Source organism: Brevibacterium sp. Z349TD_9 (assembly GCF_056173565.1).
Map to the genome: position 1 here is coordinate 299,727 of NZ_CM149680.1, position 22,673 is coordinate 322,399.

Sequence of the window (22,673 nt, forward strand, 5' to 3'; positions counted from 1 at the left end):
GCATCATGAGCGATCACCCGCAGAAGACGAAGGAGGCCATCCTCGGCCATCCCGCTCCGCGAGACATCGAGTGGAAGCACTTCATCACGATGTGGGAGAACTACGCCGACAAGGTCGAGCAGGAGTCGGGCGATCGTCTCGCGGTGGACATGAACGGCCACCGCGTCGTCTTCCGCCGTCAGCACGACGGACTCGTGAGCATCGAGGACATCGAACGCGCTCGCCACCTTTTCGCCTCCCACGAGAGCACCGAGGGCCAGGGGCACCTCTTCGTCGTGACGATGACGGACGAGGACGCCCGCTTCTACGACTTCGACCTCAGCGCCCACGACGTCGAGGTCGACCAGCACAAGCATGAGAAGAACCCCGACTCCCGCGGGCACCACATGCGCACGGTGGAGAAGAAGACCGGTCGTGACGACAAGAAGGACCTCGACCGGTTCTTCGACGATCTCGTCACCGAGATCGATAAGGAGGCTGCCGGTCGCGACTTCGTCCTCCTTGGGCACGGGACCGGCACGTCGAACGCTGCCGAGGAGTTCGAGAAGTTCCTCGCCCACCGGCATGAGCCGCTCCACGAGCACGTCATCGCCTCCGGGGTCATCGACCTCAGTGCCGCGGGTCTTCCCGAGATCGAGAAGAAGGCTCAGGAGCTCGCCGGGCGGTGACTCCCAGGGCGGTTCGGTGAACGCAGTGAGAATCCTCTCCGTCCCTGTTCACAACGGCAGTTTTCACAAGTAGCCTGTCAGCATGGCGGCTCGTTCCACGGGGGACGACGCTGACCCGCACACCACTCGAGAGATGACGCGGGTGCCGCCGAGGGCAAGTGACATCAAGGAGGAATCATGACAGAGTCCAACTTCGATCCCAACGAGAACGAGGGCCCGGCCGACGGCGGCGCCGCAGGCCAGCCCGGTGTCCACGACGGCGGTGCTGACGGTGGAGCGGAAGGTCCCGCGGACGGCGGTGCTTCGGGTCAGCCCGGTGTCCACGATGGCGGTGCCGACGGTGGTGCCGAAGGTCCCGCGGACGGCGGCGCCTCAGGTCAGCCCGGTGTCCACGACGGTGGCGCCGACGGTGGAGCGGAAGGTCCGGCCGATGGCGGCGCCGGCGGCACCCAGGGCGTCCACGACGGCGGCGCCGACGGCGGTGCCGAAGGTCCCGCCGACGGTGGAGCCTCGGGTGAGCCGGGTGTCCACGACGGTGGTGCCGACGGAGGAGCCGACCGGCTTTGAGCACGTTCTCCCCTGATCTCCGACACCCCGGCGTCGACAACGGCGCCGGGGTGTTGGAATCACGCCTCATCGACATTCCCCGCACGACGTTCGCCGATGACTACTGGGGCAGGCGCGCCCTGCTCAGCCGTGGTGTCAGCGACTTCTCCGACCTGTTCTCGGCCGACGCGGTCGACGAACTCATCTCCGCACGAGGACTGCGGTCCCCGTTCCTTCGGGTCGCCAAGGACGGTGCGACCCTTCCGACCTCGTCGTTCACCTCTCCCGCCGGTGTCGGAGCGACGATCGGCGACCAGCTCGACGACACCCGCCTGTGGCGTCAGTTCCATGACGGTGCGACCCTCGTCCTCCAGGCGCTGCAGCGGACCTGGGAGCCGATCGGGGCCTTCTCCTCGGCGCTGAGCGAGGAGCTCGGCAACCCGGTCCAGGCGAACGCCTACATCACCCCGCCACAGAACCAGGGCTTCGACGACCACTACGACGTCCACGACGTCTTCGTCCTCCAGATCCAGGGGACGAAGCGCTGGGTCATCCACGAACCGGTCTTCGACTCGCCGTTGCGCGACCAGCCGTGGACGGACCGCCGTGAGGCCGTCGGTCGGGCCGCCGCGACAGAGCCGGCGATCGACGCGGTCCTCGAACCCGGCGATGCCCTCTACCTGCCTCGCGGATGGCTCCATGCGGCCACGGCTCAGGGTGAGGTCTCGATCCATCTCACCCTCGGCATCCACAACTGGACCCGCTTCGCGGTGGCCGAACAGCTCGCCCAGGTCGCGCTCGCACACCTCCAGGATGACCCGGCGATGCGCGCGAGCCTGCCGCTGGGGGAGTCCCGCCCCGACGCGGACGTGCTCGAGCGCATCAAGCAGGCGATGATCGCCGCCGTGACCGAGGCCGACCCGACCGCAGGCATCGACCGCACCCGGCGATCGCAGGCCCGCCCCGCACCACTCGGCCCCCTCGCCCAGCACGAGGCGATGAAGTCGCTGAGCGGAGACACCCCCCTTCGGCTTCGGGCAGGACTTGACCCGACGCTCAACGGCGAGCGCCTGCACACGCGCATCGGCTGGTTCGACTTCACCGCCGACGACCTCGCGGCCGTGCGCGCCCTTCTCGACGGCGTCCCACGTTCGGTCGATGAGATCGGACGCCCCCTGGCCGAACGGCTGCTGGCCGCCGGCGCCCTCGTCCCTGCCCTCGTCTGAGCGTGTGAACTCCCGACCGGCCCGGAACCAGCAGCACCGAGGATGAGCAGACGACGATGACGCAGGCCTTCCGCTGTTCGAACGCCGCCCGGGACCGCGGCGACGGGATCGTCGGCACCGCGCCGATGGGCACGTTCTGGGTGCTCATCGAGCATCGCGGGGGCTGGCCGCTCAACGGCTTCGAGGGCCTCGACATCGACTGGCGCGTCCGCTCCGAGGTCTTCTACGCCGCGCAAGCGCTGCGCGCGCGGATCCTCCTCATCCGCCGTCCCGGCCGGCGCACGCGCGGCGGTCCCGGCGTCTGGGGTGTCATGCACCTCGCCGGACCGGGGCGCCTTCACCAGATGTGGGGGTCGTGGGACGACGACTCCGATCTCCTCGAGATCGTCGGCGCCCTGGAGGCGATCCGGAACCGACCCGCGGAGTCGACTCCGGGTGCGATCCCTGAGGCACCCTTCGCCGAGGCGGTCGACCTCCCCTCCGTCGAACTCGACGAGACGTACGACGCCGGGCTCCTGCCCCCGGTCGTCCTCGTCTGCGCGCACGGTCAGCACGATGTCTGCTGCGCCGTGCGCGGCAGGCCCGTGGCCGCAGTCCTCGCCGAGGAGTGGCCCGACCTCGTGTGGGAGTGCACGCACGTCGGCGGTGACCGGTTCGCCGCGAACATCCTCGTCGTCCCCGACGGCGTCTACTACGGCAACCTCGACGAGGAATCTGCGCTCGACGTCATCTCCGGCCACCTCGCCGATGAGATCGACGGGTCTCACCTGCGCGGATACACCGACCTCAACTCCCTCGAGCAGGTCGCGGTCGCGGCCGTCCTCGAGCATGCGGGACCGGCCGGACGCTTCGACTACGCGATCGGTGCGACCACCTCGGCGGGTGGGGTGTGGACGGTGAGGGTCGAGGGCACACGACCTGAGTTGGGATCCTTCGACGTCGTCATCGGGGTGAGCCGGTCGGCCCCGAACTTCCTCACCTGCCGCGGGGTCGAACGGGCGGTGGCCAACGTCTTCACCGTCACCGAGGTGAGGCCCGCCGGCGCGACCTGAGCCGGCGCATCGCCTCTTCCGCAGTCTCGACGACGACTGCCGGGCTGACTCGGCGACGCCGTGCTCGACCCACCGACCGACCGCCTCGGCGGAGGACGATCCGCTACGCTGAGCCCATGCGTGCAGGCGAAGTGTCCGAGGTCAGCCAGGACTACCTCAAGGCGATCTGGTCAGCGCGCGAGTGGGGCGGGGACCCGATGACGGCGACCGAGCTCGCCCAGCGCTTCGGCACGACGAAGGCCAACGTCACCGAGGTCCTCAAGCGGCTCGACGAGCTTGGCCTCATCCACCGGGTGCCCTACCGTCCGCCCGAGCTCACTGCCGCGGGGGAGACGATCGCCGTGTCGATGGTTCGGCGCCACAGGCTCATCGAGACGTTTCTCGTCGAGTCGCTCGGCTACAGCTGGGACGAGGTCCACGACGAAGCCGAGTCCCTCGAGCACGCCGCCTCCGACCTCCTCATCGACCGGATCGACGAGTTTCTCGGGCACCCCGCCGCGGATCCGCACGGGGACCCGATCCCCGGCCCCGACGGTGCCGTCGAGTCACATAGGACCTCGCTCCTCCTCGCCGAGGCGGACCCGGGCACGTACGTGGTGCTGCGAGTTTCCGACGCCGATCCGGAGATGCTTGCGATCCTCGCCGAGGCGGGACTCCGCCCAGGTGCCGCCGTTATGGTCGTCCCCGGTGCAGGTGAGGGCATGGTCGCGGTCGCCGTCGACGGCGGCGCACCGACCGAGATCGAGTCGGCGGCCGCCTCGGCGGTCTATCTGTCCTAGGGAATCAGTTGTCGCTCAGACGATTCCGTCCTCTTCGGCATCCGCATCGGTCGACCAGAACCGCGGGTCGTGGTCTTCGACAGTCGTCCCGCAATCGACGCAGGTTCGGAACTCGATGGTGCCGTCATCATTGAGTGGGCCCGGGCTGAGGCTGCTGGACTCATTGCAACTCGGACACCAGCCGTTGATGTACCGGTGGATATGCGAACCGATATTCGACACCATTTCTGCTCCAAGATCATCAGACAGCGAAGTGTTCTCGTCAGCATAGTCGGCGGATGGGTGGCGACCTGTAGGTCATTCTGCCTTGGGCTCGTGCCGTGGGTACCGCCCGGAGGCGGTGAACACTGCGGCGATGCGAGCATCTGCAGCCTCGTCCCCATCGGTGAGGTTCGTGTGCCGGCCCGCGCGCATCGACGTTCGATGAATTCGCAGGAACCACCCGACGTGCCGTCGCGAGACGGGAGTAGGCTCGCAGTCACCAGCCGACGAGAGCGCCGGCTCCGGATGTAGAGGAGCAGCGAACATGGCAAGAACAGTGGCCGACGACCTGTGGGGAATGCTCATCGACGCAGGCGTCGAACGGGTCTACGGCATCGTCGGAGACGCACTCAACCCGACGATCGACTCCCTTTCCCGACACCCGCAGATCGAGTTCATCCACGTCCGCCACGAGGAGTGGGGCGCCTTCGCCGCCTCGGCGGACGCCCAGCTCAGCGCGGGGCCCGTCGTCGTCTGTGGGACCGCGGGACCCGGCGTCACCCATCTGCTCAATGGTCTCCTCGACGCCCTCCACGAACAGGCTCCGGTCATCGCGATCGCCGGTGATGTCGAGACGAGCATCATCGACACCGATGCCGTCGAGGAGATCAGCCCGTACGACCTCTTCCGCACCGCCTCCCTCTATACCGGGCGCGTCGTCAGCCCCGAACAGTCGCGGGCCGTCTTCCAGCAGGCGATCACGATCGCCACCGAGGACCTCGGTCCCACCGTCATCGCCCTGCCCGGCGACGTCGCCAGCGCGAAGTCGCCCTTGGACGCACCGCCGAAGTACACGCCCTCGCGCCGTTCCGTGCTCACCCCACGCGATGAGGACGTCCGCGCGGTCGCCGACCTCATCAACTCCCGCGAGAAGATCTTCCTCTTCGGCGGCAACGGCACCGAGCACGCCGCTGACCTCGTGCAGGAGCTCTCCGACAAGGTGAGTGCCCCGGTCGGGTACACGCTCAAAGGCAAGAACTGGCTCGAGGCAGGCAACCCCAACGCCGTGGGCATGACTGGGCTCCTCGGCTACGGGGCGGCCAACGACTGCATCAAGCACGCCGACGTCATGGTCATGCTCGGCGCCGACTTCCCGTTCCCCGGGTTTCTCGACCGCGGGCATGCGAAGGTCGTCCAGGTCGACAACCTGGCCTCCCACCTCGGGCGTCGTGTCGCGCTCGAGATGGGTGTGCCCGCCGATGTGCGGGCCTTCCTCGAGAAGCTCCTGCCGCTCGTCGAACGGAAGTCCGACGACGAGTTCCTCCGCACCGCACAGAAGACGACCGAGGGCTGGACCAAGCGGCTGCGGCACTACGTCGACGGGGGAGAGAAGCGCTCGCCGATCCGCCCCGAGTACCTCGCCTCGCTGCTCGACGAGCTCATCGACGAGGACGCGATCGTCACCGCCGACACCGGCACCTCAGTGATCTGGGTCGCCCATCAGATGAGCTTCGGCGGCGACCGGATCCAGTTGGGCTCGTACTCGTGGGCCTCGATGGCCGACGCCTCCCCGTATGCGTTCGGCGCGACGAAGGCGGTGCCGGGCCGTCAGGTCATCGCGTTCTGCGGTGACGGGGGATTCTCGATGCTCGGCCTCGGCGATCTCCTCACCGAACGCCAGCACAGGTCCCCGATCGTCCACGTCGTCCTCAACAACGAAGAGCTCGACTTCGTCAACATCGAACAACAGGAAGCCGGCTTCCGGCCCTGGGGCACGGGCTTCCCGGCGGCGAACTATGCGGCCATCGCCGAAGGCTTCGGGGTCAAGGGCATCCGGTGTGAGGACCCTGCCCGCCTGCGCGACCAGCTCACCGAGGCGCTCGCGCACAGGGACGGGCCCGTCGTCGTCGATGTCGTCGTCGACAAGCGCGCGCTCGCGCTGCCGTCGACGGTCGACGCCGAGCTCGTCGGGAAGTTCACGCTCAGCGTCTTCAAGCGCGCACTCCACGGTGAGATCCCCGAGCTGTGGGAAGAGGCGAAGGACAACATCCGCCTCCTGTGACGATCATTCGCCGCTGAGCGGATTCATCGCCGAGGTGGACTCGTCATCGCCGTCGATCGGTCGGTCGGGGGATGGAGCGCCGAGGTGGGGCGACCGCGAACGGCCGACCCACCTCGGCGGATTCACTCACCCCTGTCGGCGGGGCAGGTTCCACCGCGGCTGCGGCTGACTCTTCTTCCCGTGCTGGGGCATGTAGCCGCGCTCGGCCTGCAGGTGGGCCTTGTCGTGGCTCTTCGCCGAGGTGTCGACTCCCGGGATCGGGGCGTCGAGCCGAGCGGCCGGCTTCTCGACGCCGACGATCGGCAGCTCACCGGTGATGACGGGCTTGTCCTTCGTCTGAGCGTTCTTCTTCGCACCTTTGTCGTTGCGCATTGTCTCTTCCTTTCCTCGTGCCTTCTCCGGCGTGGTGGTGGTCCTCTGCGTCCGGCGTCCGGTCGGTCGTCCGGCCGGTGTCGCAGGGCTGCTGGCAGACAGGGCGGTGTAGAGCCCGGCCCACTGTTCGGAGGTGAGTTCGCGGGGCAATGCGTCTCCTCTGATGTGATGGCGGTCCATGGTCGATTGCAGTCGTCGTCGGTCGGTGAGCTTCATGTGGGTGAGGATTCCTTTCATTCCGCGTCCGCGACCGGTGAAGGCCGCGTGGACGAACTGCTGGTAGGAGGACCGGTCCCGGTGGGGGACCAGCCCGGTCGGGAGGCGGTCGACGGTGAGGATGCCGCCGTCGACGCTCGGCTTCGGGGAGAACGCGTGGGCCGGGACCCGTTCGATGAGGCGGAAGTCGAACCAGGGGCTCCACTGTGCGGTCATCATCGTCGCCCCGCCCACTCCGGCGCGTTTGCGTGCGACCTCCCACTGGGTGAGGAGCACCGCTGTGCGCCACGTGCGAGCGCGCAGCAGTCGCCGGAGGATGGGCGTGGTGAGGTGGAAGGGCAGGTTGCCGACGACCACCTCGGCGTCGAACCGAGTTCTCAGAGCATCGGCGTGCTCGACTCGTGCGCGGGGGAATCGGTGTGAGAGTTCACTGATCCTCGTCTCGTCGATCTCCACGAGGGTGAGCGGCCTTCCGAGCCGGTAGAGCTCGGCGGTCACGGCACCCGCGCCGGGTCCGATCTCGAGGATCGAGCCCTCGGTGCCGCGGGTGAGGCTGACGATCGTGGCGATGTGGCTGTGGTCGCGGAGGAAGTTCTGGCCGAGTTCCTCTCGGCCGCCGGCCCGCGAATGCGGACGCTGGGAATGGGGTCGCATGGCGTGGTGCTCCAGGAATGGGATGGAGAGCACCCGAGGCTGCGGAATGCGAAGACACTGGTGAGATGCCGGGATCCGACCGTGATGGCGGGATCGGACGGTGTGTCTTCGGTGGTTGCCGCGTCGCCCGGATGCCGATGACTATCCGGGAGGACAGCGCGCAACTGCGTGATCGGTGACAGCCCGACCCGAGAGAGGATCGGGGTTCCTGTTCAGGTCGCGACGGGTATGAGTGCCGACGCGGTCAGCTCCGGCTGAGGGCGATGCTCAGCGGCTGAGGAAAGATCGAGGAACGTGCGCGCTGTCAGGCGCGGCGGTCACGGATGTAGAAGTTGAGCGCAGTCATTGCGCCGCGATTCAATGTTCCCATGAGCGCCAAGGTAGCACAGGTGGCCGCGCGCGGGCCAGGGTTCGCGCGAAGTTCGTCGGGCTGAGCCCCGGTGCCCGCTGAGCCGGTACCGTGCATGCAGTTGCCCGCTGAGCCGGTGGCCGCCGGCCGGCGTTCGCCGAGGGGACCAGGCGGGCGCGAGGGGACCGTCCCGGAGCGGTCCCCTCGCCGTTACGCGGTCCGCTCGGCCATCCCGCCGCCGGCCGCCCCGCCGTCAGCGCCGTCACCGACCCCTGCGTCCGCGGCAGCGAGGTTGAGCTGCCACGACACTCCATACCGGTCGTTGAGCCACCCGAAGGGCCCGAACCCGTAGTCGCCCAGCGGCATAAGCGCGTGCCCACCCCCGCCGAGGAGGCCGGTCCACAGCCGGTCGAGCTCGGCCTGCGACGTCGCCCGGTAGAAGAGCGAGAGGGCCGGGGTGAACCCGAACCCGTGCGGGACGGGACTGTCGATGATGTTGACCTGCGTGCCTGCGATCGCGAACGTGGCGAGGCGGACTCTGCCGTCCATCGCCGGGTTCTCGGGCCCGTACCGGTCGATGAGGACGACCTCGCCGCCGAAGAGGTCGACGTAGAAGTTCAACGCCTCCTCGGCGCGCCCGTTCTCGAACATGAGGAACGGTGAGAGCTGCTGGATCCCTGACATGATCTGTCCCTTCGCCGAGGTGGTCTCCGCCTGCCGCAGGTCGCGCGGCAGGCGTGTCGGTGGCTATTCGATGACTTCTCCGCGGATGGTCTCGCCTCCGCCGTCGTCGCGGCGGGTGAAGCGCGGGTCCGCGGCCATGCGCGACTCGAGCGCGCGCAGCCGGCTGCCCACCCAGATGAGCGCAAGGCCGACGACGGCGATGAAGATCGAGAGAGTGACGATGAGGGCGGTGATGCCCGTCTGCGGGGAGAAGAGGAACACCATGCCGAGGACGATGCCGGCGACGGCGATGACGGTGATGAGCCACCACGCGCGCACGCCCATCTGCCGGACGAAGAGTGAGATGCCGATGCCGAAGACGCTGAGCGCGATGATGGCGAGCCCCGCGAGGACGGTGACGACGGCGGCGAAGAGCATCGGGGCGAGGAAGACGACGGCCGCGAAGACGATCATGAGCACCGACCGGAGGACGAGCGCGCCCGAGCGTCCTCCGCGCGGGGCGAGGACGAGCGAGGTGACGGCGATGAGCGCGACCCAGCAGGCGAAGATGCGGGCGACCACCTCGGCGGTGGCATGCGGCCAACCCAGCATGAGGACTCCGACGAGGAAGGCGATGACCCCGTTGACGATCACGACGGTTCCGGTGCGTTTGAGTTCCATGGACCAAGCCTAGTCAGCGGGAATGGAAGGAGGCTGAGCACCGGCCCTCGCGAAGCTCACGTCGGCTGCTTGCGCTCCCGATTGCGGGCGCTGCGGCGCTGGGTCCGCGGCGTGACTGTGGTGGGGATGCCCACCTCGGCGGGGCTGACCGCATGCCACGGTGTCCGCGGGCTCGACGCCGGCCCCATCGTCGCCGGCCGGGGGACGTCGGGGGTCTCCGGCATCTGCGGCGTCCCGGGCATCTGCGGGATGTCGGAGACGGGGACCTCTGGCTGCCCGGTCGGCCGGGCGGGCGGTGCCGGGCGGTCGGCGGAATCGTCGAGCCATGGCAGGTCGACGTCGAGTCCGTCGGTGCGCTCTTCGTCGGGCGCGGAATCCGCGAGCGCCCGGACGACCGAATCGAGGTCGTCGAGGGAGAGCTTCGCGGCCTCCATGAGGTGGGCCACATCGAGGTCGGGGACCGCCTCGGCGAGGCTGTCCGACCCGCCACCCTGCCGGGCACCCGCAGCACCCGCGGCACCCTGCCCGGATCCCGCAGCACCCGAGGAACCCTGCCCGGCACCCGCAGCACCCGCGGGTGACTGCGGGGTGTTCGCCTCGAGGAACCGGAGGAGTTCGACGGGGAAGGGAAGGACGAGGGTCGAATTCCGCTCCGAGGCGACCTCGACGATCGTCTGGAGCAGGCGCAGCTGGAGGGCTGCCGGGGTGTCGGCCATGGCACCCGCCGCCTGCGAGAGCTTGTTCGACGCCTGCAGCTCACCGTCGGCGATGATGATGCGTGAGCGGCGTTCGCGTTCGGCCTCGGCTTGGCGGGACATCGAGCGCTTCATCGCCTCGGGCAGGGCGACGTCCTTGATCTCGACGCGGTCGATGTGGATGCCCCAGTCGACGGCGGGACTGTCGATCATGATCGCCAGACCCTGGTTGAGGCGCTCCCGGTTGGTGAGCAGATCGTCGAGTTCGCTCTGCCCGATGATCGAGCGCAGCGAGGTCTGCGCGACCTGCCCGACGGCGAGATTGTAGTCCTCGACGTCGACGATCGCCTTCCGGGGGTCGACGACCTTGAAGTAGATGACCGCGTCGACCCGGACGGTGACATTGTCGCGGGTGATGCCGTCCTGTGCGGGGATCGGCATGGTGATGATCTGCATGCTCACGCGTTGGAGTCGGTCGGCGAAGGGGATGATCGCGGTGAGCCCGGGTTCCTTCGCCTCGCCTCTGACTCGGCCGAGTCTGAAGAGCACTCCGCGTTCGTACTGCCGGATGATCTTGAGGCTGTTCGCGGCGGTGATGGCGCCGACGGCGACGAGACCGATGAGGATGTAGAGGAACAGCATCACGATCGCCTCCCCTGACGAATGCTGTCCTTACAACGCTAGCACCGGGAGGCGGATTTGCACCCGGCATCTGTGCAATCCTCGGCCGATTGCCGAGTTACCTCAAGATTCCTGCCGCTCCCGAGCGAGGAGGCGCCGACCTGCGGGGTAGGCGGCGAGTTCCGCGGGGAGGTGGACGCGTCGTCCTGAGGCGAAGGTTGCGAGGATCTCGCCGAGGCGGCCCTCCGTGCCGTCGTCGCCTTCGGTCCCAGCTCCGCCGGGAGCCGAAGCGCCGTGCGCCTGCTGCCCGGCGGGAGCTGCCTGCCCGCCGGGTTCGAGTCCGATCCGGCGCAGGGTCTGCTTGGCGACGGGGACGGGGGAGTCGAAGAGGGTGATCGCGCCGGCGCGGGCCGCGGTGATCCGGTCGGCGACGAGGCCGTAATGCGTGCAGCCGAGGACGATCGTCTCCATCCCTGGGTCCATCTGTGACAGCGCCGCCTCGATCGCGGCATCGATCGTGGTGACATCGGCGGCGTTGATCGCCTCGGCGAGTCCGGGGCAGGCGATCTGGGCGACGGAGAGGTCGCCGGCGAAGGTCTCAATGAGCGTGCGCTGGTAGGAGCTGCCGGTCGTCGCCGGGGTCGCCCACACCGCGAAGTCCTGCCCGGTGCCGGCGGCCATCTTCACCGCCGGGACCGTGCCGATGACGGGGATCGTAGGTTCATAGCGGGCGCGCACGGCCTCGAGCGCCTGCACCGAGGCGGTGTTGCAGGCGATGACGATCGCGTCGGGCTCCCATTCGGCAAGCAGAGCCGCCGAGGTGAGCACACGCTCCTCGAGCGCCTGCGGGCTGAGGCTGCCGTACGGGGTGTGGTCGGGGTCCATCGCGAGCACGAGGTCGGCGTGCGGGGCGAGGTGGAAGAGCGCGTCAGCGGTGCCGAGGAGCCCGAGACCCGAGTCGAGGAGTCCGATGCGGGTCATGGGCGCTCGGTGTCCTCGTCAGAGGCGTCATCGTCGGCGGTCACCGGCTTCGAGCGCGGGTGCGCGAACTCCCTGATCTCCTTGAGATGCGCTTTGGTCAGACCGTGGGCGAAGTCGGGGGCGATGATCTTCAGGCGCTGCGCCGAGTACCTCTCCGTGAAGTACTGCCTGGTCACAGGGGCGGCGAGATCGTCGTCGATCCACACGGCCCGCTGATGGCCGTGCGAGTCGAGCCACTCCTCCATGGCGCGGGCCTTCCACCACTTCTCTGGGTCGTTCGCGTAGCGGTTGTGCGTGTCGTCGGGCATCTCGATGACGTCGAAGGAGTTGCGCAGACCGAACTTCGGCTCGAGTTCGGTCTTGCACCGCCTCGACCACGTCGAGAGCCAGACGACATCGACCTCGTGGGTCTCGACGAGGCGGTCGAAGAACTCGATGACCGCGGGCCGGTAGTGGAGTTCGAAGTCCCAGGCCTGCAGCTTCTTCCGGCCTTCGGTCATGAGACGCAGCTGCGGGACGGGGTAGGAGTTGAGGACGCCGTCGACGTCGAGGAAGACGGTGACATGGCGGGCCTGCCGACGCGCCGAGACCGGCGACGAGGATGCAGCTGCCATCGTTCCTTCCTGAGAGCGGCGGGGGCGACCGGCTAGTCTGAGCCCAGGTCGACGTTCGATCCCAGGATACCGCCCACCAGCCGAGAGGAGTCGGGTCGGGATGTACCGGGAGATCCGCATTCACCGGCTCCACGCCGTCCTCTGGGTCAACGCGCCCGAGGCCGTCGATGCCCAGCCTTCGACGGCGACGATCACCCCCGACGGGTGCATGGATCTCCTCGCCACCGGCTCCGGGGTCGTCATCGCCGGTGCCGACACCGCGGCGCGGACCGTGCCCGCGACCGGGGAGACGATCGCGGGCCTGCGCTTCGATTCGGGGGTGCTGCCGCAGCTGCTCGCGACATCGGCGGCGGAGCTGGCGGATCGTCTCACCCCGCTCGCCGAGGTGGCCCCACCTAAGCGGGTGCGTATCCCCGGTGCCCGCCTCGCCGAGGCGACCTCACCGAGCGTGCGCGTCCGGTCCCTCCTCGGGCTCGCCGAGGATCTTCTCGCGCGAACCGAGATCGATCGTCGCCCGCTCGCGCTCGCCGACGCCCTCGCCGCCCGTGGTGACGGTTCCTCGGTGAGCATCGCCGAGGCGGCCGCCGACTTCGCGTACTCGCCCAGGCAGCTGAGGAGGCTCTCGGCGCAGTGGTACGGATACGGGCCGAAGCATCTCGCGAAGATCCTGCGGTGGCGGCGGGCCCGGGCCCTCATCGACGCAGGACTCACCCGCACCGAGGCCGCGGCGCGGTCGGGGTACTCCGATGCCGCGCACCTGTGGCGCGAGGAGCGGGCGCTGCTGGGGCGATGATCCGGTCGGCGGTGACGCCGTTCAGCTCAGGGCGGCGAAGAGGTCGACCGTGTTGCCGTCCGGGTCGGCGATGACGGCGTAGCGCTGACCCCAGAAGGCATCCCACGGTTCCTTCACGGGTTGAGCGACCGGGGCGGACCCAGCCCCCGGCGATGTGAGCTGGACGAACGTCGCATCGACCGCCTCGGCGCTGGAGCAGTCGAAGGCCAGGGCCATGACATGTCCACCGGTCGGCCGTGTCCATGCCGGGTCGATGCTCAGCATGACGGCCTCGGTGTCGAGGAGGAGGCGGATGGTGCCGGTCGAGAACTCCGTATGCGGAGCCTCCGGCCCGCCGTCGGTGAGGTCGAGGCCGAGCGCGGTGTAGAAATCCACTGCCCGGGCCATGTCTGCGGTGACGATCGAGATCGCGTCGAGTTTCATGGCCTCAGCCTAGGGCGGGGAACCGGTGCGGGCATGAACGAAACGGCCATCCTCGGCGGGGTGCGCCGGCAGGGTTTGCCTTCGGGGTTTGCCTCCGGGTTTCGCTGGGGTAGACGTGCCCTATTCGCTCAGGCCGTCCTCGATCGCGAGGTAGGGCTCGAAGACGGCGCGGATCTCATCGGTGAGCGGGGTCGGGCGCCCGGTCCGACGGTCGATGTGGACGAGGACGACGTCGGAGTCGAAGACCTTCCTCCCGCTCTGCTCGCCGATCGTATTCACCGTGAACGACGAGGTGCCGATGCGCTTGACGCTCACCGTGAGCCTGAGTTCGGGGCCGTACATGACGGGGATGAGATAGTCGATCGACTGGTGGGCGACGAGGAGCCCGCCGCCGGTGATGTGGGTGGCCTTCTCCTCGTGGAGCCAGCGCACGCGGCACTCCTCGATGAGCGTGATCATCCGCGCGTTGTTGACGTGCCCGAGCAGATCCTGGTCGGACCAGCGCACCTCGGGAGAGTACTCGAATGTCTTCACGCCGCACCGCTTCCGTTGTCGAAACTGATCGAACGTTCTACAGTAAATCAGGATGGGCCGAGGAAAGGGAAATCGATGACGATGCCACCGGAGACGGGCACGAGGAGCGCGCCGACGACGGCGACGGACCCGACCGCCTCGGCGACGGACCCGGGCATGCTCGACGGGGTCCGCGTCCTCGACCTCGGCGGCATCGGGCCGGGTCCGTTCGCGACGATGATGCTCGCCGACCTCGGTGCCGAGGTCATCCGCCTCGACCCGCCCCAGGCCACGGGGGAGGCGATGAACCCCGTCCTCGACCGTGGCAAGAAGTCCGTGATCGCCGACCTCAAGACGTCTGAGGGAATCGCGCTCGCCCGGGCCATCGCCGCACGATCGGACATCGTCGTCGAAGGCTTCCGACCCGGGGCCGCGGAGCGCCTCGGCCTCGGACCGGACGACCTCCAGGCCCTCAACCCCGCCCTCGTCTACGGGCGCATCACCGGCTACGGGCAGGACGGGCCGAAGTCGCAGAAGGCCGGCCACGACCTCGGCTACATCGCCTCGACCGGTCTGCTCGCGCAGCTCGGGCGCGCGGACGGTCCGCCCCAGTTCCCGGCCAACCTCCTCGGCGACTTCGGGGGCGGGGGCATGCTCCTCGTCGTCGGCGTCCTCTCGGGACTCACCCGGGCCCGGGTTAGCGGGGAGGGCACGGTCGTCGATGCGGCGATGATCGACGGCGCGAACCTCCTCTATGCGATGATGCACGGCTTCGCCGCGATGGGCCTGTGGCGCCACGACGCCCGGGGCCACAACCTCCTCGACTCCGGGGCCCCGTTCTACGACGTCTATCCCACCGCCGACGGTCGCCACCTCTCCGTCGCGTGCATCGAGCGGCCCTTCTTCAACGAGTTCGTCCGAGCTCTCGGCCTCGAGGACGAGCTTCCCGAACCGCTCGAGTCCCTCGACCACTGGCAGCCGCAGCACTGGCCGGCCCTGCGCGCGATCATCGCCCCGGCGATCGCTGCGCGCTCCCTGACCGAACTCGAGACCCTCTTCGCCGACCGTGACGCGTGCGTCGAACCTGTCCTCACGATGGCCGAGGCGAAGGCCGATGCCCACAACGTCGCGCGCGGGCTCTTCGCCCCCGACGCCGACGGCGTCGACCAGCCCGCCCCCGCGCCCCGGTTCGCAGGCGCTGGGACCGGGCGGTCGCCTCGGCGGGCACCGCGGATCGGGGACGACACCGCCGAGGTGATCGCAGGTCTCGACCGATGACGACCACGACCCGCCCCGTCCGGACGGTGCGGTAGGGTGAGGGGCGCCGGAGCGCTGAGGCGCGGACGGCTGAACTTTCCCCGACGGAGCTGAGCAGTATGAGCAATGGGACGCAGTCGATCGACCGGGCGGCAGAGATCCTCTCCCTCGTCGTCACCGCGGACGAGCCGATCTCGTACACCGACGTCGTCGAGGCGACGTCGCTGGCCCGATCGACGGTGTCCCGGCTGCTCTCCGCGCTCGAGCGCAACGGCCTCGTCGAACGCAACTCCGCCGGCCTCTACCGCGGGGGATCCCTCTTCGCGACGTACGCCTCCCGCTTCGACCGGGTCGAGACCCTCGTCGCCGCCGCCGACCCGATCCTCCAGCGGGTGAGCGAGGAGACGGGGGAGACCGTCAACCTCGCCGTGCCGAGCTCGAACGCGGTCGTCCAGGTCGCGCAGGTCGATTCGACCTTCGTCCTCGGGGCGACGAACTGGGCCGACGTCACCGTGCCCGCGCACGCCTCGGCGCTGGGGAAGGTGATGTATGCGTTCGGCGCCATTCCCGTGCCCACCGGCCGACTCGAACGCCTGACCCAGCGGACGCTGGGGTCGCGCAGGGAGCTCATGTCCGACCTCGCCGAGGTGCGCGACCGGGGCTTCGCCGTCGTCCACGAGGAGTTCGAACCGGGCCTCGATGCGCTTGCCGCGCCCGTGTTCGGCACCGACGACCAGGTCGTCGCGGCCGTCGGCATCTCCGGACCGACGATGCGCATCGCCGAGAACCACGACCGGTTCGGCGAACTCCTCATCGCCGAATCCGGTCTGCTCTCCCGCAGCCTCAAACGCAAGGTGAGCAGCCGGTAGGTCTCCCTCACCCCTCGCCGAGGTGGTCGAGCTTGTCCGGATTGTTCACCTGGCGCATCCCGCGGATGAGGCCGCCCGTCCCGAGTTCGATCTCGAGCACCCGCACCTGATCCTCGTGGACGACCGCGAGACCGAGACCGCCGTTGACCTCGAGGAACCTCGAGAAGTGGTCGCCGTCGAGGAGTTCGGGGGTGAGCACCCCGGCGAGGAAACGGACGATCTTCTCGGCGCCGAAGATCGGGTTGAACGCGCTCGGCACCTTCCCGCCGCCGTCGCTCCAGTACACCGCGTCATCGGCGAGCAGTGCCCGCAGCGTGGCCTCGAGATCGGCGCTGTGGATGGCGTCGCCGAGGCGCCGCAGCGCCGCCGGGTCCGCCGGCCGCGAGACCTCGCGGTCGAGGTCGAGGCGACGTGCGGCACGGGAGATCAGCTGCCGCACCGCGGCCGGGGACTTGCCGAGGATCCGGCCGACCTCCTCGGCGGGCATCGCGAAGGCCCTGGAGAGGACGAGGGCCGCGCGGGACTCCGGGGCGAGCTGTTCGGCCAGGTGGAGCAGCGTGATCGAGAGCAGCTCGCGGTTGGCCACGGCCTCCTCGGGGAGCTGGTCGGTGGCGATGGGCTCGGGCAGCCACGGGCCGGGGTAGTCCTCGCGGATGCTCGCGAGGTGCCGGGCGCGGTCGATCGACTTGCGCACGCCCACGGTCGTCAGCCACGCCGGCCACGAGCGCACGCGCTCAGGGGAGTCGCGCTCCTCGACGATCGCTGCCATGCCGACCTCGGAGACGACGTCCTCGGCATGGCCGACGTCGCCGAGCATGCGGTAGGCGATGCCGAAGAGGCGCCCCCGGCTCTCCTCCCAGGCCACGGTCGCCGGCGACCGGGTGTCGGTGATGTCCACGGACATCAATGTAGACCACCTCGGCGGGACATCACCGGGGCTGCGCGGATTCGGCGTCGACGACGGGGACCGTCTCGGTCGAGATCGCCAGCCGGTTCCACACATTGATCGTCGAGATCGCCATGAGGAGGTCGCCGAGCGCCTCGGGTTCGAAGTGCGCGGCGACGCCCTCCCAGATCTCGTCGGTGACGCTGTCGGGGCTTATCCTGGTCACCGCATCAGTGAGGGCGAAGACGCTGCGCTGGCGGTCGTCGAAGATCGCGCCGGTGTGCTCCCACGCGGCGACGGCGTTGATGGTCCGCGCCGGAACGCCGAGGGCGGCGAGGTCGGTCGAGTGCATGTCGACGCAGAAGCCGCAGCCGTTGACGATCGAGGCGCGCAGTTTGATGAGGTCGTAGAGTTCGGCGCCGAGCGCCTCCCGGCAGTACGTGTCCATCCGCGCCACGGCGGCGTACGCCTTCTGGTTGACCTGGTCGAGGCTGATGCGGGTCATGGGATTCCCTTCGGTTCGTTGGTGTCGGTCTGTCGGGCACACTCGCGCACCCGGCACCAGAGATGTCGGATGGGGCACGAAAAGTGTGACAGCTGAGCGAAGAACCGCGGTGGACGGGTGCGAGACGACCCCCTCGGCGAGGTGGGGCAGCGGAGGCGAACCGGGTCAGGAGACGAACGACGAGGAGTCGGGGTCCCCGAGGAGCTCGAGCTGCTTGCGCCGCCACGCCTCGGTGTCCTTGACCTGGTTGAACGTGTAGATGTGGAGGCCGGAGACGTCCATGTACGGGTCGGCGAGGACAGGGGAGAGGCGGTCGAGGAACTTCCGCGGGTTGTAGCCGCCGGGCCGAGCCATGCGGGTGAAGGTTCCGGTGTTCTTGCGGAGGAAGCGCGTCGACTCACCGACGCCGATCTTCGCGGCGACCTTGGCGAGCTTGGCGAGCTCGACCTTGCCGGGGATGCCGAGGATGAGGGGCAGTTCGATGCCGCGGGCGCGGACGCGGGCGAGCCACGTGCTCACGACCCCGGGATCGAAGCAGAGGTTGGAGACGATGTGGGTTGCGTAGTCGCGTTTGTCCCACATCGCCTGGACGGTGACGTCGTCGGGGATGAGCGGGTGCGATTCGGGGTACGCGCTCACCCCGATCCGTGAGATCGGGGGCGCCATGCTCGTGAGGTCGACGAGGAGGTCGAGGGCGCTCGCATATCCGCCGGCCGGTGGGGTGGCGTCGCCGGCGGGGACGAAGATCGTGTCGATCCCGGCGTGTCCGATGCGGTCGATGATCTCCGTCAGCTCGGTCCGTCCTTGGACCATGCGGGCGGCGATGTGGGGGACGGCGTCGTAGCCGAGGGCCTGGAGCTGCTCGGCCGTGGACAGGGTCGCATCGAGGCCGAGCCCGGTCGATGCGGTGACGGTGATCGTCCGACCTGGGGCGACGTGGTCGGTGATGCGGTCGATGATGCCTGAGGTCGGCAGGATCTCGTAGCGCGCGGAAGTGAGCAGCGAGCGCAGTGCAGAGGCAGACAACGGTGTCTCCTTCCAGCAAGGCAACGTGTGGTGAAGATCGGTTGCGATCCCCCGGCTGAAATTTCCGGCCGGATGTCCTTGCGTCTTCTGTGCCGTCGATTCTACACTCAAACCACCCATAATATGGGAATTGAGTTCCATAATATAGAACTGTGTATGCAGGGGGAACACCATGGACAATAACGTTCCATCCGTTGATCAGAGCGACAGAGCCGTCCCGATCAACCTGAGACAGTCCGGCCCGACCCCAGTGGAAATGCTCATCGACACCCGGGTGCGCAAGTCCCCGTACTGGGAGCTGTCCATGCAGCAGGGCTGCTGGAGGGCCTCGATCTACAACCGCATGTACCACCCGCGCGGCTACATCCCTCGTGAAGAGGGCGGAATGATGGCCGAGTACCAGCCCCTCGTCAATGACGTCACCCTGTGGAATGTCGCCGTCGAGCGGCAGATCCAAGTCAAGGGACCCGACGCCGAAGCGTTCGTCGACTACGTCATCACCCGGGATGCGACGAAGATCCCGGTGATGCGGGCCCGGTACGTCATCCTGTGCAACGAGGCGGGAGGGATCCTCAACGACCCGATCCTCCTGCGCGTGGCGGTCGACGAGTTCTGGTTCAGCCTCTCCGACTCCGATCTCATGCTCTGGCTCCAGGGCGTCAACGTCGGCAAGAAGTTCGACGTGACGATCCGGGAGATCGATGTCGCGCCGGTGCAGGTGCAGGGACCGAAGTCCGTCGACGTCATCGCCGACCTCGTCGGCGAGGAGGCGCGTGAGCTGCCGAGCTACGGGCTCATGGACGCCCAGGTCGGCGGTCACGACGTCATCATCTCCCAGACCGGGTTCACCGGTGAGAAGGGGTATGAGATCTACCTCAAGGATGCGACGAAGTACGCCGAGGACATGTGGAATGCCGTGCTCGCCGCCGGCGTGCCCTACAACCTCCGGGTCGTCGCGCCGAGCCACCACAGGCGGATCGCCGCAGGCATCCTCTCGTGGGGCCAGGACATGGACTTCGAGACCTATCCGTTCCAGGTCAACCTCGGCTATCAGGTGCCGCGGAAGAAGGAGGCCGACTACATCGGCAAGGAGAGGCTCGAACAGGTCCGTTCCGAGATCGAAGCAGGCAAGCCGCCGTACAAGACGCAGCTCGTCGGGCTCGTCGTCGGCGGCAAACCGATCACCGACTACGCGCCGGACTTCTGGCTCGTCAGCGACACTCCGGACGGTGAGGCTGTCGGCTACGTGACCTCGCCGTGGTACTCGCCGGAGCTCGAGTCGAACATCGCGATGGCCCACGTCCCCGTCGCGCAGGCCGAGCTCGGCACCGAGTTCTGGGTGCATCTGCCCGAGCCGTACGCGGACACTCCCGGTGAGCCCGTGCGCGCCGAGGTGGTGGAGATGCCGTTCCGCCCGAGCGTCAACCCCAACCAGCGGGAGCGACTCAAGGTCAAGGGCCTCGACGCGGCCATCTGAGAAGCCGCCCTCCGATCCGGGCGCGGTCACTGTGCGAGAAGCCGGTGGCCGCGTTCGCATGTCCGGACGGGTTCGTGGCAGTGCGCACCCGCAGCGACACGTCCTACCCTTAGCGGCACTCCGCACCCGGACGCTTAAATCGCCCCCGCGGCTCGGCACCCCGCACCCTTAGTGCCGAATCCTCCTGTTGCACGGGGAGGATTTGCTGCTGCGGGTGCCGGTGCCTCACCGGGCGGGCTTCGTCCACGCGAGCGTGTATCGGAACCCCACCCGATGCCGGAAGTCCGCGCCGGGCAGGTGACGGCGGGCCGCCTCGGCGACCTGGTCGAACGTCGTCGTCGGATCGGTGACGGGGAACGGATCGGGTTGGCCCCCAGCGGATCCGGGCCGCCGCAGATCCCCTCGCCGAGGCGGGATGTTCTTCGCGATCCCGATGACCGGATTCGTCACCGCCGAGATCCCCTCCCACAGGTAGTCGCGGGGCGTGGCCGAGAGCGCGAGGCCGACGACGAGGAGCCGACCGCCGGGGGAGAGGAGGCGGGCCGCCTCGGCGAGGGTCTCGTCGACATCGACGTGGTGGAGGGCGGCGACCATCGTCACCAGGTCGACCGGCTCGGGCTCCGTTTCCGGGCCGAGATCGGGAAGCTGCGCATCGTCGACGACGACGTTGTCCAGCCCCACACAGCGAGCCCGCGCATCGGCGCGCATCTGCGCAGAGGTGTCGGTGCCGTGGACGTGCCGGAACTCCTCGGCGAGCTGGGCGAGGAGTTCACCCTGCCCGCATCCCAGGTCGATCGCCCCGCGCCTGCGGGCGGGCAGATTCGCACGGATCCAGGGATGGAAGTGGTCGTTGTGGCTCCAGGGGAACCGGTCGTTGAGACGGTCGAGGGCGGGGGTTGCCCGATCGAGGATCCGAATCATCCGCTCCGCCATCCGCGATCTCATGCGCCCGCCTCGGCGCCCGGCCGACCCACCGCCTCGGCGCCCGGCCGACCCGCCGCCTCGGCGCCCGACGTACCCAGCTCGCCGGACTCACCGGAACCCGTCGGACTCACCGCCGCTGGGACCGGGACTTGACCTTGGCGAGGAGTTCCGCCTCGGCGTTGGGGCCGGCCTTGACCCCGCCGGGGAGGCGGAGCATGAAGATGATGCCGACGAGGAGCCAGGCGGCGAACATCGCCCACGACTGCCAGGCGAGCTGCGCGGAGAACGGGGTGATGGGAATGTAGAGGATGAAGAGGACGAGCGTGAGGACGGCCGCGATGACGCCGATGACCATACCGCCGCCCCCGGCCCCGCCGATGCGCAGCGGACGGGCCATGTCGGGTTCGTTCTTCCGCAGGACGATGAAGGCGATGCTCACGAGGAAGTAGGCGATGACGATCGCCGGCGACCCGGCGTCGACGATCCAGCCCAGCGCCGCGGCGCCGAGGAACGGAGCGAGCGCGGAGAGGATGCCGATGAAGATGATCGAGTTGACCGGGGTGCGGTACTTCGGGTGGAGCTTGCCGAACCATGCGGGGATCATCCCGGCCACAGCCATCGCCCACATCAGCCGCGAGGATCCCATGAGGAACGCGTTCCACGAGGTGATGATGCCGGCAAGGCCGCCGGCGATGACGATCTTGCCCCAGACGTCCGAGCCGAACATCGCCGAGAGCGCATCGGCGGTGACGAGGTCGTGGGCGGTGAGCTCGGAGGCGGGGATCGCGAGCGAGGTCATCCAGATGATGACGATGTAGAAGGCGATCGCCATGAGCACCGAGATGACGACGATCTTGCCGATCTTCCGCGCCGGCAGGTTGATCTCCTCCGCCGACTGCGGAATGACGTCGAAGCCGACGAAGAGGAACGGGACGACGGCGACGACGCCGATGAACCCGGCCGCACCGCCGGTGAAGAGCGGCTCGGTGTTCGCCGGGTCACCGCCGACGAGGCCGCCGGTGAGCAGGAGGAGGGCGACGATGATGAGGAACGAGACGACGAAGGTCTGGACCAGGGAGGCCAGCCGCACGCCGCGGATGTTGATCCACGCGATGACGATCGCGGTGACCGTGCCGATGAGGGCCCACGTGAGGTAGACGTCGGTGTCGGCGATCGTCCACAGCTTGATGTACTCGAGGTCGGGGAAGAGGTAGAGCGCGGTCCTCGGCACGGCGACGGCTTCGAACATGACGACGCTGATGTATCCGCCGGTGATCGCCCACGAGCCGAAGAGGGAGATCTTCGGGCCCATCGCCCGGATGAGGTAGTTGTGCTCGCCGCCGGCGTGCGGCATCGCGGCGACGAGTTCGGAGTACACGGTGCCGACGAAGCACATGATGATGCCGCCGACGGCGAACGCGAGGATCGCCCCCAGGGTCCCCGCCCCGGTCAGCCATTCCCCGGTGAGGACCACCCAGCCGAAGCCGATCATCGCGCCGAAGCCGATGAACAGGGCGTCGACGGTGCCGAGCGCCTTGACGAAGCCGTGGCCCCGGTCGTCCGTCTCTGCCTGCTGAGTGCTCATGGCGTCTCCCTCATCGTGTGCCGCTGACCCCGCCG

23 protein-coding genes and 1 pseudogene are annotated in these 22,673 nt (G+C 68.6%); 10 read left to right on the forward strand and 14 right to left on the reverse strand.

Translation table 11 applies throughout. The annotated features are described in order from the left end of the window. Positions 1 to 5: 5 nt before the first annotated feature. From AC0VYB_RS01320 to AC0VYB_RS01340, 5 genes are all read left to right on the forward strand, one after another. Positions 6 to 668, forward strand: coding sequence for a hypothetical protein (locus tag AC0VYB_RS01320; RefSeq protein WP_063248983.1), 663 nt, complete (start codon positions 6 to 8; stop codon positions 666 to 668). Positions 669 to 845: 177 nt separating this feature from the next. Beyond that, a complete protein-coding gene (locus AC0VYB_RS01325) occupies positions 846 to 1,235 on the forward strand; it encodes a BatC protein (RefSeq protein ID WP_081590988.1) in 390 nt (129 codons plus the stop codon). After that, positions 1,232 to 2,440: a cupin domain-containing protein gene (locus AC0VYB_RS01330; RefSeq protein WP_009377514.1), complete on the forward strand. Its 1,209-nt coding sequence runs from the start codon at positions 1,232 to 1,234 to the stop codon at positions 2,438 to 2,440. Before AC0VYB_RS01325 ends, AC0VYB_RS01330 begins: the two co-directional genes overlap by 4 nt. A 56-nt stretch (positions 2,441 to 2,496) precedes the next feature. Further along, positions 2,497 to 3,492 (forward strand): sucrase ferredoxin, encoded by a 996-nt coding sequence (locus tag AC0VYB_RS01335; protein ID WP_009377513.1) that lies wholly within the window; start codon positions 2,497 to 2,499, stop codon positions 3,490 to 3,492. A 116-nt stretch (positions 3,493 to 3,608) separates the two neighbouring features. Further along, entirely contained in the window at positions 3,609 to 4,271 is a 663-nt protein-coding gene (locus AC0VYB_RS01340) for a metal-dependent transcriptional regulator (RefSeq protein ID WP_119296846.1), read from the forward strand. 15 nt (positions 4,272 to 4,286) lie between these two features. Here AC0VYB_RS01340 and AC0VYB_RS01345 read toward each other — a convergent pair whose 3' ends face one another. Then, entirely contained in the window at positions 4,287 to 4,496 is a 210-nt protein-coding gene (locus AC0VYB_RS01345; protein WP_009377511.1) for a hypothetical protein, read from the reverse strand. Positions 4,497 to 4,797: 301 nt separating this feature from the next. Between AC0VYB_RS01345 and AC0VYB_RS01350 the strand changes: the two genes are divergently transcribed. Then, positions 4,798 to 6,534, forward strand: coding sequence for a thiamine pyrophosphate-dependent enzyme (locus tag AC0VYB_RS01350; protein ID WP_205772276.1), 1,737 nt, complete (start codon positions 4,798 to 4,800; stop codon positions 6,532 to 6,534). Positions 6,535 to 7,002: 468 nt separating this feature from the next. On the opposite strand, the pseudogene erm reads toward AC0VYB_RS01350, so the two are convergent. The 6 genes and pseudogenes from erm to AC0VYB_RS01380 all read right to left on the reverse strand — a co-directional run. Continuing rightward, positions 7,003 to 7,776: pseudogene (gene erm, locus AC0VYB_RS01355) on the reverse strand (23S ribosomal RNA methyltransferase Erm); the annotation flags it as partial. A gap of 559 nt (positions 7,777 to 8,335) precedes the next feature. Next, the gene (locus AC0VYB_RS01360; RefSeq protein ID WP_009377508.1) at positions 8,336 to 8,809 is read right to left on the reverse strand and encodes a VOC family protein; all 474 of its coding nucleotides are present in this window, start codon (positions 8,807 to 8,809) and stop codon (positions 8,336 to 8,338) included. Positions 8,810 to 8,872: 63 nt separating this feature from the next. Further along, positions 8,873 to 9,469: an HdeD family acid-resistance protein gene (locus AC0VYB_RS01365; protein WP_009377507.1), complete on the reverse strand. Its 597-nt coding sequence runs from the start codon at positions 9,467 to 9,469 to the stop codon at positions 8,873 to 8,875. A 56-nt stretch (positions 9,470 to 9,525) separates the two neighbouring features. Continuing rightward, positions 9,526 to 10,806 carry a slipin family protein gene (locus AC0VYB_RS01370; protein ID WP_119296848.1) on the reverse strand — a complete coding sequence of 427 codons (1,281 nt, stop codon included), beginning with the start codon at positions 10,804 to 10,806 and terminating at the stop codon, positions 9,526 to 9,528. Positions 10,807 to 10,908: 102 nt separating this feature from the next. Next, positions 10,909 to 11,766 (reverse strand): glutamate racemase, encoded by an 858-nt coding sequence (locus tag AC0VYB_RS01375; RefSeq protein ID WP_144588873.1) that lies wholly within the window; start codon positions 11,764 to 11,766, stop codon positions 10,909 to 10,911. Beyond that, positions 11,763 to 12,380, reverse strand: a complete 618-nt coding sequence (locus AC0VYB_RS01380; protein ID WP_144588875.1) for an HAD domain-containing protein — start codon at positions 12,378 to 12,380, stop codon at positions 11,763 to 11,765. The genes AC0VYB_RS01375 and AC0VYB_RS01380 overlap by 4 nt, the downstream gene beginning before the upstream one ends. A gap of 100 nt (positions 12,381 to 12,480) precedes the next feature. Between AC0VYB_RS01380 and AC0VYB_RS01385 the strand changes: the two genes are divergently transcribed. Then, positions 12,481 to 13,173: a helix-turn-helix domain-containing protein gene (locus tag AC0VYB_RS01385; RefSeq protein ID WP_009377503.1), complete on the forward strand. Its 693-nt coding sequence runs from the start codon at positions 12,481 to 12,483 to the stop codon at positions 13,171 to 13,173. Between the two features lie 21 nt (positions 13,174 to 13,194). Here the strand turns inward: AC0VYB_RS01385 and AC0VYB_RS01390 are convergent, their stop codons facing one another. Both AC0VYB_RS01390 and AC0VYB_RS01395 read right to left on the reverse strand, forming a co-directional pair. Further along, a complete protein-coding gene (locus tag AC0VYB_RS01390; protein ID WP_009377502.1) occupies positions 13,195 to 13,596 on the reverse strand; it encodes a VOC family protein in 402 nt (133 codons plus the stop codon). Positions 13,597 to 13,716: 120 nt separating this feature from the next. Next, a complete protein-coding gene (locus tag AC0VYB_RS01395; RefSeq protein WP_009377501.1) occupies positions 13,717 to 14,130 on the reverse strand; it encodes an acyl-CoA thioesterase in 414 nt (137 codons plus the stop codon). A 75-nt stretch (positions 14,131 to 14,205) separates the two neighbouring features. On the opposite strand from AC0VYB_RS01395, the gene AC0VYB_RS01400 reads away from it, so the two are divergent. Continuing rightward, positions 14,206 to 15,387, forward strand: a complete 1,182-nt coding sequence (locus AC0VYB_RS01400) for a CaiB/BaiF CoA transferase family protein (RefSeq protein ID WP_119296849.1) — start codon at positions 14,206 to 14,208, stop codon at positions 15,385 to 15,387. 98 nt (positions 15,388 to 15,485) lie between these two features. Continuing rightward, positions 15,486 to 16,235, forward strand: a complete 750-nt coding sequence (locus tag AC0VYB_RS01405) for an IclR family transcriptional regulator (RefSeq protein ID WP_063248993.1) — start codon at positions 15,486 to 15,488, stop codon at positions 16,233 to 16,235. A 7-nt stretch (positions 16,236 to 16,242) separates the two neighbouring features. Here the strand turns inward: AC0VYB_RS01405 and AC0VYB_RS01410 are convergent, their stop codons facing one another. The 3 genes from AC0VYB_RS01410 to AC0VYB_RS01420 all read right to left on the reverse strand — a co-directional run bounded on the left by AC0VYB_RS01410 (position 16,243) and on the right by AC0VYB_RS01420 (position 18,652). Next, complete coding sequence (locus AC0VYB_RS01410) at positions 16,243 to 17,133, reverse strand: sigma-70 family RNA polymerase sigma factor (protein ID WP_375545982.1); 891 nt, start codon at positions 17,131 to 17,133, stop codon at positions 16,243 to 16,245. Positions 17,134 to 17,164: 31 nt separating this feature from the next. Continuing rightward, positions 17,165 to 17,626, reverse strand: a complete 462-nt coding sequence (locus AC0VYB_RS01415) for a carboxymuconolactone decarboxylase family protein (protein ID WP_095375141.1) — start codon at positions 17,624 to 17,626, stop codon at positions 17,165 to 17,167. Between the two features lie 165 nt (positions 17,627 to 17,791). Then, positions 17,792 to 18,652, reverse strand: coding sequence for a methylenetetrahydrofolate reductase (locus AC0VYB_RS01420; RefSeq protein WP_095375140.1), 861 nt, complete (start codon positions 18,650 to 18,652; stop codon positions 17,792 to 17,794). 256 nt (positions 18,653 to 18,908) lie between these two features. On the opposite strand from AC0VYB_RS01420, the gene AC0VYB_RS01425 reads away from it, so the two are divergent. Continuing rightward, positions 18,909 to 20,129, forward strand: a complete 1,221-nt coding sequence (locus tag AC0VYB_RS01425; protein WP_082834859.1) for a glycine cleavage T C-terminal barrel domain-containing protein — start codon at positions 18,909 to 18,911, stop codon at positions 20,127 to 20,129. 225 nt (positions 20,130 to 20,354) lie between these two features. Here AC0VYB_RS01425 and AC0VYB_RS01430 read toward each other — a convergent pair whose 3' ends face one another. Beyond that, on the reverse strand, positions 20,355 to 21,074 hold the full coding sequence (locus AC0VYB_RS01430) for a class I SAM-dependent methyltransferase (RefSeq protein WP_259800869.1): 720 nt from the start codon (positions 21,072 to 21,074) through the stop codon (positions 20,355 to 20,357). A 106-nt stretch (positions 21,075 to 21,180) separates the two neighbouring features. Continuing rightward, a complete protein-coding gene (locus tag AC0VYB_RS01435; RefSeq protein WP_095375137.1) occupies positions 21,181 to 22,638 on the reverse strand; it encodes an APC family permease in 1,458 nt (485 codons plus the stop codon). Between the last annotated feature and the right edge of the window lie 35 nt (positions 22,639 to 22,673).